Source organism: Janthinobacterium sp. SUN137, from assembly GCF_030587265.1.
Lineage (GTDB): Bacteria > Pseudomonadota > Gammaproteobacteria > Burkholderiales > Burkholderiaceae_D > Janthinobacterium > Janthinobacterium kumbetense.
Genome location: NZ_JAPWHZ010000003.1, coordinates 1,157,868 through 1,174,022 on the forward strand (window position 1 = coordinate 1,157,868; position 16,155 = coordinate 1,174,022).

The 16,155-nt window shown below is 64.2% G+C and carries 15 protein-coding genes; 9 read left to right on the plus strand and 6 right to left on the minus strand.

All coding sequences use genetic code 11. From position 1 onward, the window contains the following. Positions 1 to 16: 16 nt before the first annotated feature. From O3298_RS20290 to O3298_RS20310, 5 genes are all read right to left on the minus strand, one after another. On the minus strand, positions 17 to 805 hold the full coding sequence (locus O3298_RS20290) for an ATP-binding cassette domain-containing protein (protein ID WP_305060374.1): 789 nt from the start codon (positions 803 to 805) through the stop codon (positions 17 to 19). A 10-nt stretch (positions 806 to 815) separates the two neighbouring features. Then, positions 816 to 1,868: an iron ABC transporter permease gene (locus tag O3298_RS20295; RefSeq protein ID WP_305060375.1), complete on the minus strand. Its 1,053-nt coding sequence runs from the start codon at positions 1,866 to 1,868 to the stop codon at positions 816 to 818. Further along, entirely contained in the window at positions 1,865 to 2,803 is a 939-nt protein-coding gene (locus O3298_RS20300; RefSeq protein WP_305060376.1) for a hemin ABC transporter substrate-binding protein, read from the minus strand. Before O3298_RS20300 ends, O3298_RS20295 begins: the two co-directional genes overlap by 4 nt. Beyond that, positions 2,791 to 3,888: a hemin-degrading factor gene (locus O3298_RS20305; RefSeq protein WP_305060402.1), complete on the minus strand. Its 1,098-nt coding sequence runs from the start codon at positions 3,886 to 3,888 to the stop codon at positions 2,791 to 2,793. Before O3298_RS20305 ends, O3298_RS20300 begins: the two co-directional genes overlap by 13 nt. 224 nt (positions 3,889 to 4,112) lie before the next feature. Beyond that, positions 4,113 to 5,012 carry a DMT family transporter gene (locus tag O3298_RS20310; RefSeq protein ID WP_099665011.1) on the minus strand — a complete coding sequence of 300 codons (900 nt, stop codon included), beginning with the start codon at positions 5,010 to 5,012 and terminating at the stop codon, positions 4,113 to 4,115. 317 nt (positions 5,013 to 5,329) lie between these two features. On the opposite strand from O3298_RS20310, the gene gcvA reads away from it, so the two are divergent. Both gcvA and O3298_RS20320 read left to right on the plus strand, forming a co-directional pair. Beyond that, entirely contained in the window at positions 5,330 to 6,274 is a 945-nt protein-coding gene (gene gcvA, locus O3298_RS20315; RefSeq protein ID WP_099665012.1) for a transcriptional regulator GcvA, read from the plus strand. Further along, positions 6,271 to 6,618 carry a hypothetical protein gene (locus tag O3298_RS20320; protein ID WP_305060377.1) on the plus strand — a complete coding sequence of 116 codons (348 nt, stop codon included), beginning with the start codon at positions 6,271 to 6,273 and terminating at the stop codon, positions 6,616 to 6,618. Before gcvA ends, O3298_RS20320 begins: the two co-directional genes overlap by 4 nt. On the opposite strand, the gene orn is transcribed toward O3298_RS20320, so the two are convergent. Next, on the minus strand, positions 6,613 to 7,209 hold the full coding sequence (gene orn / locus O3298_RS20325; RefSeq protein ID WP_180278604.1) for an oligoribonuclease: 597 nt from the start codon (positions 7,207 to 7,209) through the stop codon (positions 6,613 to 6,615). The two genes, O3298_RS20320 and orn, sit on opposite strands and share 6 nt — an antisense overlap. 56 nt (positions 7,210 to 7,265) lie before the next feature. Between orn and O3298_RS20330 the strand changes: the two genes are divergently transcribed. The 7 genes from O3298_RS20330 to O3298_RS20360 all read left to right on the plus strand — a co-directional run bounded on the left by O3298_RS20330 (position 7,266) and on the right by O3298_RS20360 (position 16,070). After that, entirely contained in the window at positions 7,266 to 8,546 is a 1,281-nt protein-coding gene (locus O3298_RS20330; protein WP_289918874.1) for a M48 family metallopeptidase, read from the plus strand. Continuing rightward, complete coding sequence (locus O3298_RS20335) at positions 8,543 to 8,908, plus strand: 4a-hydroxytetrahydrobiopterin dehydratase (protein WP_305060378.1); 366 nt, start codon at positions 8,543 to 8,545, stop codon at positions 8,906 to 8,908. Before O3298_RS20330 ends, O3298_RS20335 begins: the two co-directional genes overlap by 4 nt. Beyond that, positions 8,905 to 9,810, plus strand: coding sequence for a ribosome small subunit-dependent GTPase A (rsgA, locus tag O3298_RS20340; protein ID WP_289899344.1), 906 nt, complete (start codon positions 8,905 to 8,907; stop codon positions 9,808 to 9,810). Before O3298_RS20335 ends, rsgA begins: the two co-directional genes overlap by 4 nt. Before the next feature lie 266 nt (positions 9,811 to 10,076). Further along, positions 10,077 to 10,526 carry a hypothetical protein gene (locus tag O3298_RS20345; protein WP_289918873.1) on the plus strand — a complete coding sequence of 150 codons (450 nt, stop codon included), beginning with the start codon at positions 10,077 to 10,079 and terminating at the stop codon, positions 10,524 to 10,526. Between the two features lie 177 nt (positions 10,527 to 10,703). Next, positions 10,704 to 13,559: an ATP-binding protein gene (locus O3298_RS20350; RefSeq protein ID WP_305060379.1), complete on the plus strand. Its 2,856-nt coding sequence runs from the start codon at positions 10,704 to 10,706 to the stop codon at positions 13,557 to 13,559. 285 nt (positions 13,560 to 13,844) lie between these two features. Continuing rightward, positions 13,845 to 14,765 (plus strand): ornithine carbamoyltransferase, encoded by a 921-nt coding sequence (gene argF, locus O3298_RS20355; protein ID WP_305060380.1) that lies wholly within the window; start codon positions 13,845 to 13,847, stop codon positions 14,763 to 14,765. 69 nt (positions 14,766 to 14,834) lie between these two features. Continuing rightward, positions 14,835 to 16,070 carry an argininosuccinate synthase gene (locus O3298_RS20360; RefSeq protein WP_034759383.1) on the plus strand — a complete coding sequence of 412 codons (1,236 nt, stop codon included), beginning with the start codon at positions 14,835 to 14,837 and terminating at the stop codon, positions 16,068 to 16,070. The last annotated feature ends 85 nt before the right edge of the window (positions 16,071 to 16,155 follow it).

The window sequence follows — 16,155 nt, forward strand, 5'->3', positions numbered from 1 at the left end:
TAAGTGAGTAAGTCGCTCAGGCGGCCCTGCGCACGGCGCTTCTGGCAGGGATGACGCACACGTCGCCATCGCTGCTGGTCGCCGTCGTCAGGGCGATGCCGTACAGCGCGGCCAGGGCGGGCACGGCGCCGGCATCGCTGGCGATATCGGCGACCAGCTGCCCCGAACGCACCAGCAGCAGGCGCTCGAAGCCCAGCAAGGCGTGATTGATGTCGTGCAGGATGGCGACGACGGCGTGGCCGCGCGCGGCGCAAAACTGCTGCAGGCTGTCGAGCAAATCAAACTGCAGGCCGGGATCGAGCGCCGCCAGCGGTTCGTCGACGAGTATCAAGCCATCGTGTACATCCCACATCTGCGCAAAGATGCGCGCCAGCTGCACCCGCGCCTGCTCGCCGCCGGACAGGGTGTCCAGGCGGCGCCCCAGCAAATGCGCGGCGTGCGCCAGGGCGGCCGCGTCCTGCACGATCTGCCCCAATTGCGGGTCGACCAGGCGCGCCACCCGCCCCAGGCCGATCACCAGCTCGCACTGCAGTCCGAACGCCACGTTCGAGCCTTGCGGCAGGACGGCGCGTCGCCGAGCCAGTTCGGCCAGCGGCCACTGCGCCAGCGGCCGGCCCGCGAACGCCACCTGGCCCGCCTGCGGATGCAGTTCGCGCGCCATCAGTTTGAGCAGGGTCGACTTGCCCGCGCCGCTGGGGCCGAGGATGGCGATGCGCTCACCCGGCGCTACCTGCAGATTGAAGGGGCCGAAATACTGCTGGCCCAGTTGCGTGGTGGCGAAGGAGAGTTCCAGCAGGGGCGTCATGCGCATCCTTTCAGGCGGTGCCGTGGCGGAAGCGCCGCAACAGCATCAGGAAAAATGGCCCACCCAGCAAGGCCGTGAAAATGCCGACGGGGACTTCCGCCGGAATGGCCACCGTGCGCGCCAGGGTGTCGGCCAACAGCAGCAGCAAGCCGCCCATCAGCATCGCCAGCGGCAATACCTTGCGCTGGTCGGCGCCCAGCCAAGTGCGCACCAGGTGCGGCGCGATCAGGCCGATGAAGCCGATCCCGCCGCACCAGGCGACGGCAAAGCCCGTCAGCACGGCCACCAGCACGATCACCTGCGTGCGCAGCCGGCCCACGTCGATGCCCACGTGCAGGGCCTGCGCCTCGCCCAGCGCCAGCGCATTCAATGAGCGCATCAGGAAGCGCGTGGCCCACAGCGCGCCGGCCAGCACCACCAGCAAGGCCGCCACCTGGCGCCAGCTGCCGGCCGACAGCGAGCCCAATGTCCAGAAAGTCAGAGTGCGCAGCTGGTCGTCGCTGGCCAGGTAGATGCACAGGCCCATGACGGCCACCGTGATGGCGTTCAGCGCCACGCCCGTCAGCAGCAGGCCGACGATGGAGCCGGGCGTGGCCCAGCGGGCGACCCGGTCGAGCAGCACGCAAATGAGCATGGCGCCCGAGAACGCGGCGGCCGGCAGCAGCCACACGCGCAGCTCGGGCGCCACGTGCAGGCTGGCGGCAAAGACGATGGTGGCCGCGCCCGCGCAGGCGGCGCCGCTGCTCACGCCCAGCAGGCCCGGATCGGCCAGCGGATTGCGGAACAGCCCTTGCGTCAAGCCGCCGGCCAGCGCCAGCGCGGCGCCGATCAGTATGGCAAACAGGGCCCGCGGCAGGCGGATATGCCACAGTACATACGCGCCGCCGGACAGCGCCTCATCGCCAGCCTGCAAGGGCGCGAGCCAGTCGGCCAGCGCCACCGGCACGGCGCCCGCCTGCACGGCGATGAGCAAGCCGCACGCCAGGGCGGCGGCCAGCAGCCCGCCAGCGCCCCAGCGCGGCCAGCGCCAGGGAGCGACGGAGGCCAGGGAGGCCACGTTCATGCGGCCATGGCTTTGGCAAACGCTGCATCGAGTTCGGCCAGCGCCTGCGGCATGCGCGGGCCAAAGCCCAGCAGCAGCATGGCTTCCAGCGAGACGATGCGGTGCTTGCGCCCGGCCGGCGTCTGCGCCAGCCCTGGCAGTTTCAAGATGCCGTCCACGCCACCCGAGGCCTTCAAGCCCTGGTCCGTGACGAGCACCAGGTCGGGCCGCGCGGCGATCACGGCTTCCGGCGTGAGCGGCTTGTAGCCGGCAAATCCGCCCTGCCCGCCCATCACGTTGACGGCGCCCGCATACGCCAGCATGGCGTCGGCGCCCGTCTCGCGCCCGCCCACCATCACCTGGTTCGGCGCATGGGCGAGGATGAACAGCACGCGCACCGCTGATTGTACCGGTGATTGGCTGCGCTGGCGCACCTTGCCCAGGACGCCATCCCACTGCTGTTGCAAGGCTTGCGCCAGGCGCGCGGCGGGGTCGGCGCGTCCCGTGATCTGGCCCACCTGTTTTACCCGTTCGAGCAAGCCTTCGAATCTGTTATTCGCATTCAGTACCGCCACCGGCACGCCCGCGTCGCGCACCTGGCGCAGCACCGTTTGCGGCCCCGCCTCTTCGGTGGCGATCAGCTGCGTGGGCGCCAGCGACAGCACGCCCTCGGCCGACAAGGTGCGCGCATAACCGACCTGCGGCAGCTGCTGCGCCACGGCCGGATACAGCGAAGTGGTATCGACGCCCACCAGTTCGCCCTGCGCCTCGAGCGCGTAGACGATTTCCGTCAGGGCGCCGCCCACGCTGACGATACGCCGCGCCTTGACAAGCGGCTTGCCCGCGTCGCTGACGGCCGCCAGCACCTGCATCGGCGCGGCCAGGGCCAGGGCTCCCGCCCCCATTTTTTTCAGCGCGATGCGGCGCGCCACGCTGGCGGCGATCATGCGGCGCATAGTTCGCCCTCCTGCAGCACGCGCTCGACGACGTTGCGCCATTCGCACAGTTCATGCACGCCCGGCTTGCGTTCGCCGAAGAACATGACGATGGTGTCGCCCTTGGCGTCGAACAGTTCCACCGACGTCACCAGCCCGTCGACCGTGGGCTTTTTGACCACCCAGGCGCTGGCGATATGGTCTTCGCGCAAATGCAGGTTGAAGCGCGCATCGAGGACATTGATCCACGGCCCCATCACGGCGATCTTGTGCACGGGCCCCGAATGGATCTGGATCATGCCCGCATTGCCGACGAAGGCCATGATGGCGACTTTTTCGAGGGCGGCGCTGTTGAGCAGGTCGAGCACGCAGGATTTGTCGAGCTGCTGCACGAAGCGCGCCTCGGCCAGGCGCAGGCCCTGCAGGCGCGAGACCGAATATTTTTTCAGCAGGGTGAAAAATTCATGCGTGTCGCGCAAATCGGCCCAGGCGGCGCGAAAGCCGGCCACGTCGACCTGCGCGTCGGGCAGTTCGGCCGGCGGCGCAGCCGGCGCCGTCACGGCGATGCCTGCCGCCTGGTCCGCGTCGGCAAAATGCGCTACCAGCGCGTCGTAGGCGGCCAGGTCGCTTTGCGGCTTCATGAAAATCTTGTGCACGGCATGGCCGGCAGCATCGAAAAATTGCAGGCTGCGCTGCACTTCCTTCCCGCCCCCTTTTTCGCTCACCTCGCGCACGGCAAAGCCATGCGCCCACTGGCGGTAAAACACGCGCAAATCGATGTCGCCACCGAGCACCAGGCCCACGTGGTTGTTGTGACTGGCTTTTCGATAGACACCCGTCTTTTCATGCACGCACGAAGCGTTGCGCGTCAGCGCCATGACTTCGCCCAGCGGTTCCAGCGCGGCGATGATGGCGGGCCAGTCGGCCTGCAGGCGCTCGGCGCCCAGCAAGGCGCCATCGGCCAGCGACAAGCCGGCATGCGCGGCGATCAACTCGCCTTCGGAAATGGCCAGTTCCTCGGCGATGTCGCGGTGGCGGGCTTTTTTCTCGCGGCGCAGGCGGGCAAATTCGCTGGCGACCAGCTCGGTGTTGCAAATAGGGGGCATGCTCGTCACGGTGTCTCCTTTCAAGGCGAACACTGGCTGGCATGGGCTGGCTGGTGGTGGGGGAATCTTGAAGTTAATTATAAATGAGAATCATTCGCAATCAAGGCTTATTTATGTGAAAAAAATTACGCGCAAAAAAAAGCGCCGCGACAGGAAACCCGTCGCAGCGCAAAGGAGACCGATCGATACGACTGATCAGTGTTGAGAAAATATCAGCGTTGAACTCAGGCGCTGGCCTGTACCGCCGGCATGGATGCCGGTTTCGCCGCCGGGCGCTGCGCCAGCAATACCACGGCGGCCAGCACCATGGCGCCGCCCAGCAATTGCGTGCCGCTGACGGATTCCTTCAGCAGGGTCACGCCGAACGCCATCGTGATGACGGGTTCGAACGTGGAAATGATGGATGCCTTGGCCGCGCCGATTTGCGCCACGCCGGCAAAGAAGGCGGCAATCGCGATGGCCGTCGAGAACAGGGCGATGGCGCTGACGGCCAGCCAGCCCGTCGCCGTGCCCGGCAAGGACACGCCTTGCCACAAGGCAATCGCGCTGTTCGACAGGCCCGCCGTTCCCAGGATCACCACGCAAGCGGCCAATGGGTGGATATTCTCGCGGCTTTTCGACAGGCTGTTGCCAAACAGAATGTACACGGCGTACACGCCGGCGGCCATCAAGGCCAGGGCGATGCCGATGGGCTGGCCCTGCAGCTTGCCGCCCAGGGTGATGGCCATGCCGGCAATCGCCAGCGCCATCAGCACCAGCATGCGGCGGTCCAGCTTTTCCCAGCCCAGCGCCAGCGCCAGGATCGTCACCAGCACGGGATACACATACAGCAACATGCCGCACAGGCCGCTGCTGGCATACATGAGGGCATTGAAATAGCCTTGCGACTGGGCCGTGTACATCAAGCCCATCAGCATGTAGCCGGCCAGCAGGCGGCCGCGCGGCAAGCGCCAGCCGCCCAGCCACACGAGCGGCAGCAACAGCATGGCGGCGATAACGAAACGCAAGGCCAGCATGGTCGACGGGTTGACCCCGGACGCATACGCCGCCTTGGCAAACACTGCGGAACTGCCGAAACCGGCGGCCGACAGCAACACCAGCGCAACAGCGCGGCGATCAGACATGACTAAACCTCTTTGAGTACGCCAGGGCAAACCTGCTGCGCGTCGCGCTTTGCGGCCTGCGATGCTCACCGTACTGAAGTACGGTTGCGCTTCTCAGCCACAAATCACTGCCGCTCGCGACGGTTTTCCCAGGCGTTGTAAATATTAATGCCAAGCAAGGCTGGAAGGTGATGCGTGCGTGAAATGCATGCGTGAATCCTATTGCGGGTCACTTCACGCATAGACGGCATCATATTCGCTTGCGCAAAATGAAACAAACCAATATTCTTCACGGATAGGCCGAATATTACTGAGGCTCAATTCACTTGAAGAGTGCCATGTCACGTCCCTTGCCCCCGCTCGCCGCCCTGCACGCCTTCGAGGCGGCTGCCCGCCATGAAGGCTTCCAACGCGCGGGCGAAGAATTGCACGTCTCGGCCGGCGCCATCGGCCACCACGTAAAACAGCTGGAAGCGTGGCTGGGCATCGTGCTGTTCCAGCGCATGCCGCGCGGCGTGGTGCTCACCAGCGCCGGGCAGCGCTATGCGGCTTCGCTGGGGCCGATCCTCAACCAGCTGGCCGACGTCTCCGAGCAGGCGCGGCGCCAGGGCGACGACAAGGTGGTGACGGTGACGGCCACCAGTTCGCTCGTCTCGCGCTGGCTGATGCCGCGCCTGGGCCGCCTGCGCGACCGCTATCCGCAGATCGAACTGCGCGTGCTGGCCTCGATGCACCCGGTCGACCTGGCGCGCGATGGCGTGGACGTGGCCATCCGCCTGGGTCCGGGCCGCTATCCGGGCCTGAAAGTGGATTTATTGATGGAAGAATGGTTTTCCGCCGTCTGCAGCCCCGATTTCCGCGCCAACGCGGCCAGCTTGCGCCAGCCCGCCGACCTGTTGCGCTACCCGCTGCTGCACGACGAACCGGAAGTGCACCTGCCCGGCGAAATCGACTGGACGCGCTGGCTGCACAGCTGCGGCGTGCATTACAGCGGCAATAGCGGCAACAGCGGCGCGCGCTTTTCGCACACGTATCTATGCCTGGACGCGGCCGCCAGCGGCCAGGGCGTGGCCATCGCCGCCAGCCCCCTGATCGGCGACGATTTGCGCTCGGGCCGCCTGGTGCGCGTGTTCGAGCACGCCGTGCGCGGCCCCCACTGCTATTACCTGCTGCGCTCGCCCCAGGCGGAAACGCGGCCCCTCGTGCACGCGTTCTGCGAATGGCTGATCGCCGAGGCGCGCGCCGACCAGGAAACCGTCTGGCCCACAGTGGAGACAGCATGACGAGCACGGAACTGGCGCGCAGCGCCCGATTTATTGTCCAGCATGAATATGAACACGCCAAGGTGACGGCGGCCGATGGCCGACAAGCCAGCCTGGGCGAGTTCTATGGCGACCCGGCCGTGGCCTTGATCGACATCAATGAGCAATGGTGCGCCGTGGCGGGCGAAGGATTGGTGCTGTGCCGGCTGGAGCAGCCGTTCGGCCAGTGCGCGGCATATTTCCGCGAACCTGGCGAGACAGTGTGGATCACGGGCTTGCGGCAAACGGGACCGTTTGCGCTGGAATGGCAAGGCGAGGATGGCGCTTGGTCCGCCCTCGCCTTTGGAACATGCGAAAAGTTATAACTTGATGAAATTTTCGCGGTAGTACTTCAGCTCTTCGATCGACTCGAGGATATCGGCCAGTGCCGTGTGCTTCTGGTGCTTCTTGAAACCGGTGGCGATTTCCGGCTTCCAGCGCTTGCACAGCTCTTTCAATGTCGATACGTCAACATTGCGATAGTGGAAGAACGCTTCCAGCTTCGGCATGCCGCGCACCATGAAGCGGCGGTCCTGGCCGATGGTGTTGCCGCACATGGGCGACTTGCCAGCTGGCACGTATTTTTTCAGGAACGCGATCAATTCCGCTTCCGCCTGCGCTTCCGTCACGGTCGACGCCTTGACCTTGTCGATCAGGCCCGAGCGGCCGTGCGTGCCCTTGTTCCAGGCATCCATCTTGTTCAGGGTTTCATCCGATTGATGAATCACAAACACGGGGCCTTCGGCCAGCAGGTTCAAGTGCATGTCCGTCACCACCACCGCCACCTCGATGATGCGGTCGGTATCGGGCTCCAGGCCCGTCATTTCCATGTCGACCCAGACCAGATTCATCTCATTGGGACGTGCCGGAACAATCGGTGCGGGGGTGGATGCAGTTAAGTCGGTCGCTTGTGACATAATTCTCTCTTGGCCTAATCAAACTAAATAATCAGCCATTTTCTCACAGGCACAGAATGTATTCACTCGCGTTTTCGATTTTGTTTGTATCCGTCCTCGTTTTGACCCTGGCCGTGCGCTTCTGGCTCGCTTCGCGGCAGATTCGCCACGTGCTGGCCCACCGCGCCGCCGTGCCCGCCGAATTTGCGGAAAAGATCCCGCTGGCCGCGCACCAGAAGGCGGCCGACTACACGGTGGCGAAGACCAAGTTCGGCTTGCTGACCTTGCTGGTCAACTATGCCGTGCTGATCGGTTTTACCTTGCTGGGCGGCCTGCAATGGCTGGCGCTGCACCTGAATGAATGGATGGGCTCTGGCTCGCCCATGCTGTACCAGATCGGCCTGATCGCCGCCTTTGCCGCCATTTCCGGCTTGATCGACCTGCCCTTCGATTATTACCGCCAGTTTGTGCTGGAACAACGTTTCGGCTTCAACACCATGGCGCGCAAGCTGTTCTTCACGGACATGCTCAAGGGCGTGGGCCTGGGCGCCGTCATCGGCCTGCCGCTGATCTGGGTCGTGCTGACCCTGATGGCCAAGTCGGGTGGCCTGTGGTGGCTGTACGCGTGGTTCGTCTGGAGCGGCTTCCAGTTGCTGATGATGGTGCTGTTTCCCACCGTCATCGCGCCCCTGTTCAACAAATTCACGCCGCTGGCCGACGAAGCGCTGAAAAGCCGCATTGAAGGCTTGATGCAGCGCGTCGGCTTCGCCTCGAAAGGCTTGTTCGTCATGGATGGCTCGAAGCGCAGCGCCCACGGCAATGCGTATTTCTCGGGCTTTGGCGCCAACAAGCGCATCGTTTTCTTCGATACCTTGCTGTCGCGCCTGGCGCCGCAGGAAATCGAAGCCGTGCTGGCGCATGAACTGGGCCACTTCAAGCTCAAGCACATCGTCAAGCGCATCGCCATGATGTTCGTCATTTCGCTGGGCTTTTTGGCGCTGCTGGGCTTCCTCAAGACGCAGCCATGGTTTTACGCGGGCCTGGGCGTCGACCCGGTCGCGCTGGCCCTGACGGGCCAGCCGACGGATGCGCTGGCGCTGCTGCTGTTCATGCTGGCCTTGCCCGTCTTCACTTTCCTGCTGGGACCGTTGACCTCGCTCAGCTCGCGCAAGCATGAATTCGAAGCGGACGCCTTTGCCGCCACGCACACGCAGGCGGACGACCTGGTCTCGGCGCTCGTGAAAATGTATGAAGACAATGCGTCGACCCTGACGCCCGACCCGCTGCACTCGGCCTTCTACGATAGCCACCCGCCGGCCAGCGTGCGCATCCGCCACCTGAAAGGGGCTACGACATGAATACGCCATCGACTTCGCAAGACCTGGCCCAACTGTCCTGCGCGCCGCGCCAGCAGGCGCTGGGCGACACGGACATTGCTACCCTGCACGCCCTGCTGCCGCAATGGAGCTTGCAAAATGGCAAGCTGTGCCGCGACTTCGGCTTCAAGAATTACTACCAGACCCTGGCGTTCGTGAACGCCCTGGCCTATATGACCCATACGCAAGACCACCATCCGGAGCTCATCATTACTTACAAAACCTGCGCCGTGCGCTACGACACGCACTCGGTCAACCATGGCGCCGGCGGCCTGTCCGAAAACGACTTCATCTGCGCCGCCAAGGCCGACCTCATCTACCAGAGCAGCCAGGTGGCCCCATGAGCGAAAGCAAGTTGACGGGCATCATCATCGCCGCCCACGGCCGCCATTACCTGGCCGACGTGGACGGCGCCAAGCTGCAATGCGTAACGCGCGGCAAGAAAACCAATGTGGCCGTGGGCGACATCGTGCACCTGACGCGCACCTCCAACGACCAGGCCGTCATCGACCGCATCGAGGAACGCAAGACCCTGCTGTACCGCTCGGACCAGTACAAATCGAAGTTGCTGGCCGCCAACCTGACGCAGCTGTTCATCGTCGTGGCGACGGAACCGGGCTTTGCCGACGACCTGATCTCGCGCTCGCTGGTGGCGGCCGACGCGGCCGGCATCGAGGCGCGCATCATCCTCAACAAGACGGACGTGACCGCCTCGCTGGAGCGCGCCCGCGAACGCCTGCTGCCGTATTCCTCGATGGGCTATCCCGTCGATGAAGTGTCGGCGCGCGCCGAACCGGAGCACGCAGTGGCCACCCTGGCGCCCCTGCTGGCGGGGCAGTCGTCGATCCTCATCGGCCAGTCGGGCATGGGCAAGTCGTCATTGATCAACCTGCTGGTGCCGGACGCGGACATCGCCGTGCGCGAAATCTCGGCCGCGCTCGACACGGGCAAGCACACGACGACCTTTACGCGCCTGTACAAGCTCGACGAGCTGGGCGCAAACAGTTCCATCATCGATTCGCCCGGCTTCCAGGAATTCGGCCTGTACCACTTGTCCGAGGGCATGCTGGAGCGGGCCTTCCGCGAATTCCAGCCCTACCTGGGCGGTTGCAAGTTCTATAACTGCCGCCACCTGATCGAACCGCAATGCGCCATCCTGCAAGCCTTGTCTGAAGGCAAGATCGCCAAGATGCGCCATACCCTGTACGGCCAGCTGCTGCACGAATCGGCGCAAACGCTGTATTAAACGCCCGCCGCAACGCAAAAATAGAGACAGAAAACCTGGGCTGGCAAAATTTAATTTTGCCGCCGAGTTCGCTTTCCACGTTTAATCCCAAAACTGTTCATCCGCCGTTTTATGCATTTCAGCGCGTAAAAGCGGCCTTCCATCGCTTGCCGCTGGCGATGCAAGGCCGCGTTTGTTAACTTGACACCAGTCCCTGCCGGAAACCTGCCAGCGACCACACGATCTAACTCCAATCAAACCAGCCATCCTGATCGAAGGTGAATGTCATGCATACCAAACGCGTCCTCCCCCTTCTCGCCGCCCTCTTCGCCCTGGCCGGCGGCACCGCCCAGGCCCAGACGGCCATTGCCCCGCAAAGCACCGACAGCGTGCGTGTCACCTCCGGCGCCGCCTATCACGTCACGGCCCAGGAAGCCTTTGCCATCGAACAGCAATACCGCCTGTCAAACGGGCAACGCCTGGAAATCCACCAGCAGGAAAACCATTTCTTTGGCCGCCTGATCGATGACCGCGAATGGCAGAAAAAGGCCAGCGTGCAAATCTATCCCACCGGTCCCGGCCAGTTTGTCAGCAAAAAGGGCGCGACCTTCGTCTTCAGCAACGATGGCGAGCGCGAGCATGTGACGATCGATGACGCCCAGCTCCTGCCCGGCTTGCATGTGAGCGCCGACATGCGCAGCGCCAGCAACGGCGGCATCCGCGTGGTGTCGCGCTAGGCGCCTGCCCCCCCCCCATCGAACGCCGAGGGCAAATCGCCCCCGCCTATGCCGCCATGCACGATGAATAATTCTGGCTGGCGCACTGAACAATTCCCCGCAATGCAGCTTACAATGCCATCAAGATGGCCTGTGCGGTCGCAGGTTGGCGCCACTGTTTGCGGGGAGAATGCTTGAATGGAAATGTTCGCGCTCGAACATGACGTAGCGCAGTGGGAAAACGCATTGCTGCCGTTGCGCGGCGCCGGGCGCGTACCGCTGCTGTTGTTGCTGTCCTGGCATTTGCGCCAGCGCGATTGCCTTCGAGCAACTCAGCTGAGCGAGGAAGCTTATCTGCTGCTGCCGCTGGCGGGCCTGGAACCGGCCGCACTGGACCAGGCGCAGGCGCGCCTGCAACTGGTGCAGGCAGAGGTTGCATGGCTGCAAGGTGCGCTCGATACGGCGGAAAGCCTGGCCATGGCCGCGCACGCTATCCTGTGCGCGCATGGCGACGGCGCCGCCTGCGCCGACGCCCACTGGCTGTTGTCCTCGATTGCCGTCGACCGGGGCGACCATGCCCGCTGCGATGCGGAACTGCTGGCCGCGGCCGAACAAGCGCGCGGCGCCGGCGATGCGATGCGCGCCAGCCTGGCCGACGCGGCCACGGCGCGCTGGGCCGTGCTGCGCGATGCGCCAGCCGCACAGGCGCGCTGGGGCAGCCATTTCCAGGCCGACAGCGCCAGCGGCAAGCTGCCCGCGCCGCTGGCCGCCTGGGTGCATGACTTCCGCGGCTTGTTGGCGCACACCTCGCGCGACCTGGGCGCGGCCGCCGGCCACTACATGCAAAGCTACGAGGCGGCGCTGGAAAGCGGCCAGTTGCGCGGCGCCATCACGGCCGCCATCAATATCGGCGACTGTTTCGCCAGCCTCAACGACAACGAATCGGCCCTGGAGTGGATGCAGTGCGCGCTGGACCTGGCGCGCCCCACCGGCTGGCCGCGCAGCATCGGCGCCTGCCAGACGCATACGGCCGAAACCATGCGCAAGCTGGGCCGCCTGGCCGCGGCAGAAGACTTGCTGCGCCAGGCGCTGCTCATCCTGGCCCCCGTGGCTGGCGCGCGCACCTATGCCAACGCCCTGTTCCACCTGGGCGAACTGAGCCTGGACAAGGGCGACTACGACACGGCGCTCGACGCCTTCAGCCGGCTAGCGCAGCGCGCCGAAGCGCTGGGCCAGGCCGATTTCCGCAGCATGGCGCAGCGCGGCAGCGCCCACGCGCTATCCTACCTGGACCGCCCGGACGAGGCGCTGCAGGCGGCCGAGCGGGCTTGCCAGCTGGCCACCGCGCAGGGCGACGCCATGCACCAGGTGGCGGCGCTGCGCGTCTTGTCGATGTTGCATGCGCGCCATGAGTTGCCGACGCCCGCAGACATGCTGGAACGCAATCCCGCCCTGCATTTCCTGCACCAGGCGCTGCAGGTGGCCGCTTCCATCGAAGGCTATTCGCCGCCCGGCGAGCTGCTCGATGCGCTGGCGCGCGAATACGCGCATGCGGGCGACTATGCGCGCGCCTACGATATCGCCCTCGATGCGGGCATGGCGCGCGAAAAAAGCCACACCCAGCAAGCGAGCAACCGCGCCACCGCCATGCAGGTCTACCACCAGACGGAACATGCGCGCTCGGAAGGCTATCACCACCGCGAACTGGCCGCTTCCGAAGCGCGCCGCGCCGAAGTGCTGCAACAGACCAGCGACACCCTGGAAAGGCTGTCGGCCATCGGCCAGGAAATCACCACCCACCTCGACGCCAGCGCCGTGTTCCAGGTGCTCGACCGCCACGTGCATGCCTTGCTGCCAGTCAACACCTTCGCCGTCTACATGCTCGACGCCGCAGGCACGGCGCTGCGCCGCGCGCATGGCATGGAAGCGGGCCGGCCCCTGTCCGACAACGCCATTCCACTGAGCAATCCACGCGCCTACTCCGTGCGCTGCCTGCTGGGCCGGCGCGAAGTGTATATCGACCAGGTGCCGCCGCGCCGCCACGCCTACACCGTGCCCGGCACCCTGCATAACCAGAGCGTGCTGTACGTGCCGCTGATGGTGGGCGAGCGCGTGCTCGGCGTGATGACGGTGCAGGCCTGCCACGCCAACGCATATGGCGAACGCGAGCGGCTGATCTTCCGCACCCTGTGCGCGTATGGCGCCATCGCGCTCGACAACGCCAGCGCCTACCGGCAATTGCAAGATGCACAGGCGCAACTGGTATCGCAGGAAAAACTGGCCGCCCTCGGTTCGCTGATGGCCGGCGTGGCGCATGAACTGAATACCCCGATCGGCAACAGTCTGTTGATCGCCAGCACCATGCAGCAAAAGACGGAAGACGTGGAACGCCTGATGAACGGTCCCGGCCTGCGCCGCTCTGACCTGGCTGCCTTCATCGACGATGCGGGCAAGGCGTCGGCGCTGGTGATGCGCGGCTTGCGCAGCGCGGCCGACCTGGTCAACAGCTTCAAGCAGGTGGCCGTCGACCGCACCACCGAGCAGCGGCGCCGCTTTGACTTGCAACAAGTCAGCAATGAAATCATCGCCACCGTCATGAACCGCATCCGCAGTTCGGGCCACCGCATCGAAATGGAGATAGCCTTCGGCATCGCCATGGACAGCTATCCCGGCCCGTTCGGCCAGGTGGTCACCAATCTGATCAACAATGCCCTGCTGCACGCCTTCGCCCCCGCGCCCAACGATGGCGGCGTCGGCACGGGCTGCATGCGCCTGTCCGCCACGGCGGACGCGACGCGCGTGCGGATCGTCTTCGAAGACAATGGCGGCGGCATCGCGGAACAGCATTTGTCGCGCATCTTCGACCCCTTCTTTACTACCAAGCTGGGCCAGGGCGGCAGCGGCCTGGGTTTGTCGATCAGCTACAACATCGTCACGGCCCTGCTGGGCGGTACCATCCAGGTGGCCAGCAGTCCCGCCGGCACGCGCTTCACCCTGGACTTGCCGCTGGTGGCGCCCCAGCTGGACGGCGCCGCGCCCGCCAGCATCTATTAATCCACCGCCCCGTTGCCCGGGCGCAGGCTTGCCTATACAAGTACGCGCCCGGGCAGTCTTTCCAATCTAAAAGCAAAACCCTTATAATTGAACGGCTGAAGTACTTGCCATTGCATTATTTTCAACTTGGCAAACCGCATCGTACCGCGCGACAGGCGTCGCGCTGGCACCGATCAACACAGCAGCGCGCCGGGCGAGGCAGTCATCAGACGAGATGTTGTACGCTGATGCAACCCGGCGGGAAAGGCACGCCGCCGGCGGCCTGCGCATCTTCAAGTGGTCATTATGTCGACAAAAAAACCGATCAAGCACTACCTCCAGTTCTCCGATTTCACGTTGGAAGAGTACGAATATGTGATCGAACGCGCCCATCTGATCAAGCGCAAGTTCAAGAACTACGAAATCTACCATCCACTGATCGACCGCACCCTGGTGATGGTCTTTGAAAAGAACTCGACCCGCACGCGCCTGTCGTTCGAAGCCGGCATGCACCAGCTGGGCGGCGCCGCCATCTACCTGAACACGCGCGATTCCCAGCTGGGCCGCGGCGAGCCGGTGGAAGACGCGGGCCAGGTCATGTCGCGCATGTGCGACATCATCATGGTGCGCACGTTCGGCCAGGAAATCATCGAGCGCTTCGCCGGCAATTCGCGCGTGCCGGTGATCAATGGCCTGACCAATGAACACCACCCGTGCCAGGTCTTTGCCGACATCTTCACCTACATCGAACACCGCGGCTCGATCGCCGGCAAGGTGGTCGCCTGGATCGGCGACGCCAACAACATGCTGTACTCGTGGCTGCAAGCGGCCGAAGTGTTCGGCTTCCATGTGAACGTGTCGACGCCGAAGGGTTACGACATTGACCTGGCGCAAGTCAAGACCGAGCGCTACACCTTCTTCGCCAATCCATCGGACGCCTGCGAAGGCGCGCACCTGGTCAACACGGACGTGTGGACCAGCATGGGTTACGAAGCGGAAAACGCGGCCCGCATCGCCGCCTTCGACGGCTGGATCGTCGATGGCGCGAAGATGGCCCGCGCCGCGCCCGACGCCCTGTTCATGCACTGCCTGCCCGCCCACCGCGGCGAGGAAGTGGCCGCCGAAGTGATCGACGGCCCGCAATCGGTGGTGTGGGACGAGGCGGAAAACCGCTTGCACGTGCAAAAAGCGCTGATCGAATACCTGTTACTCGGTAAAATCAACTAATTCGCCAGGCACTGCATAGCTCCTGGCAGCATCGCAATACATACATCGACAACGACAACTGGAAGCAATATGAGCGACATTAAAAAAGTAGTCCTGGCCTATTCCGGCGGACTCGACACCTCCGTCATCCTGAAATGGCTGCAAGATAACTACCAGTGCGAAATCGTCACTTTCACGGCCGACCTGGGCCAGGGCGAAGAACTGGAACCGGCGCGTGCCAAGGCCATCAAGTTCGGCATCAAGCCGGAAAACATCCATATCGAAGATGTCCGCGAAGAATTCGTGCGCGATTTCGTCTTCCCGATGTTCCGCGCCAACACCGTGTATGAAGGCGAATACCTGCTGGGCACCTCGATCGCCCGTCCGCTGATCGCCAAGCGCCTGATCGAAATCGCCAACGCCACCGGCGCCGACGCCATCTCGCACGGCGCGACCGGCAAGGGCAACGACCAGGTGCGTTTCGAGCTGGGCGCCTACGCGCTGAAGCCAGGCGTGAAAATCATCGCCCCATGGCGCGAGTGGGATCTGCTGTCGCGCGAAAAACTGCTGAAGTACGCGGAAGACGCCGGCATCGAAATCGACATGAAGCACAAGAACGGCGGCGCGCCGTACTCGATGGATGCCAACTTGCTGCACATCAGCTTTGAAGGCCGCCACCTGGAAAACCCGAGCGCCGAAGCGGAAGAAACCATGTGGCGCTGGACCGTCAGCCCTGAAAAAGCGCCGGACGAAGCGGAATACCTGGACATCGAATACGAAAAAGGCGATATCGTCGCCATCAACGGCGTGCGCATGTCGCCTGCCACCGTGCTGGCCGAACTGAACAAGGTTGGCGGCAAGCATGGCGTGGGACGCCTGGACCTGGTGGAAAACCGCTACGTCGGCATGAAGTCGCGCGGCTGCTATGAAACCCCGGGCGGCACTATCATGCTGAAAGCCCACCGCGCCATCGAATCGATCACGCTGGACCGCGAAGTTGCCCATCTGAAAGATGACCTGATGCCGCGCTACGCGTCGATGATCTACAACGGCTACTGGTGGGCGCCCGAGCGCGTTGCCCTGCAAACCCTGATCGACCACACGCAGGAAACCGTGAACGGCTGGGTACGCATCAAGCTGTACAAGGGCAATGTCATCGTCGTGTCGCGCGATTCGAAAACGGATTCGCTGTTCGACATGAACATCGCCACCTTCGACGAAGACGGCGGCGCCTACAACCAGGCCGACGCCGGCGGCTTCATCAAGCTGAACGCCTTGCGCATGCGCATCGCCGCCATCGCCCGCGAAAAGCGCGGCCAGAAGTAATTAGTTACTGGGAGGTACTACCTCCCGCGCCCGCCAAAAGCCGCCTCCGGGCGGCTTTTTTACGTTTGAAACGCACTCGGCAGCG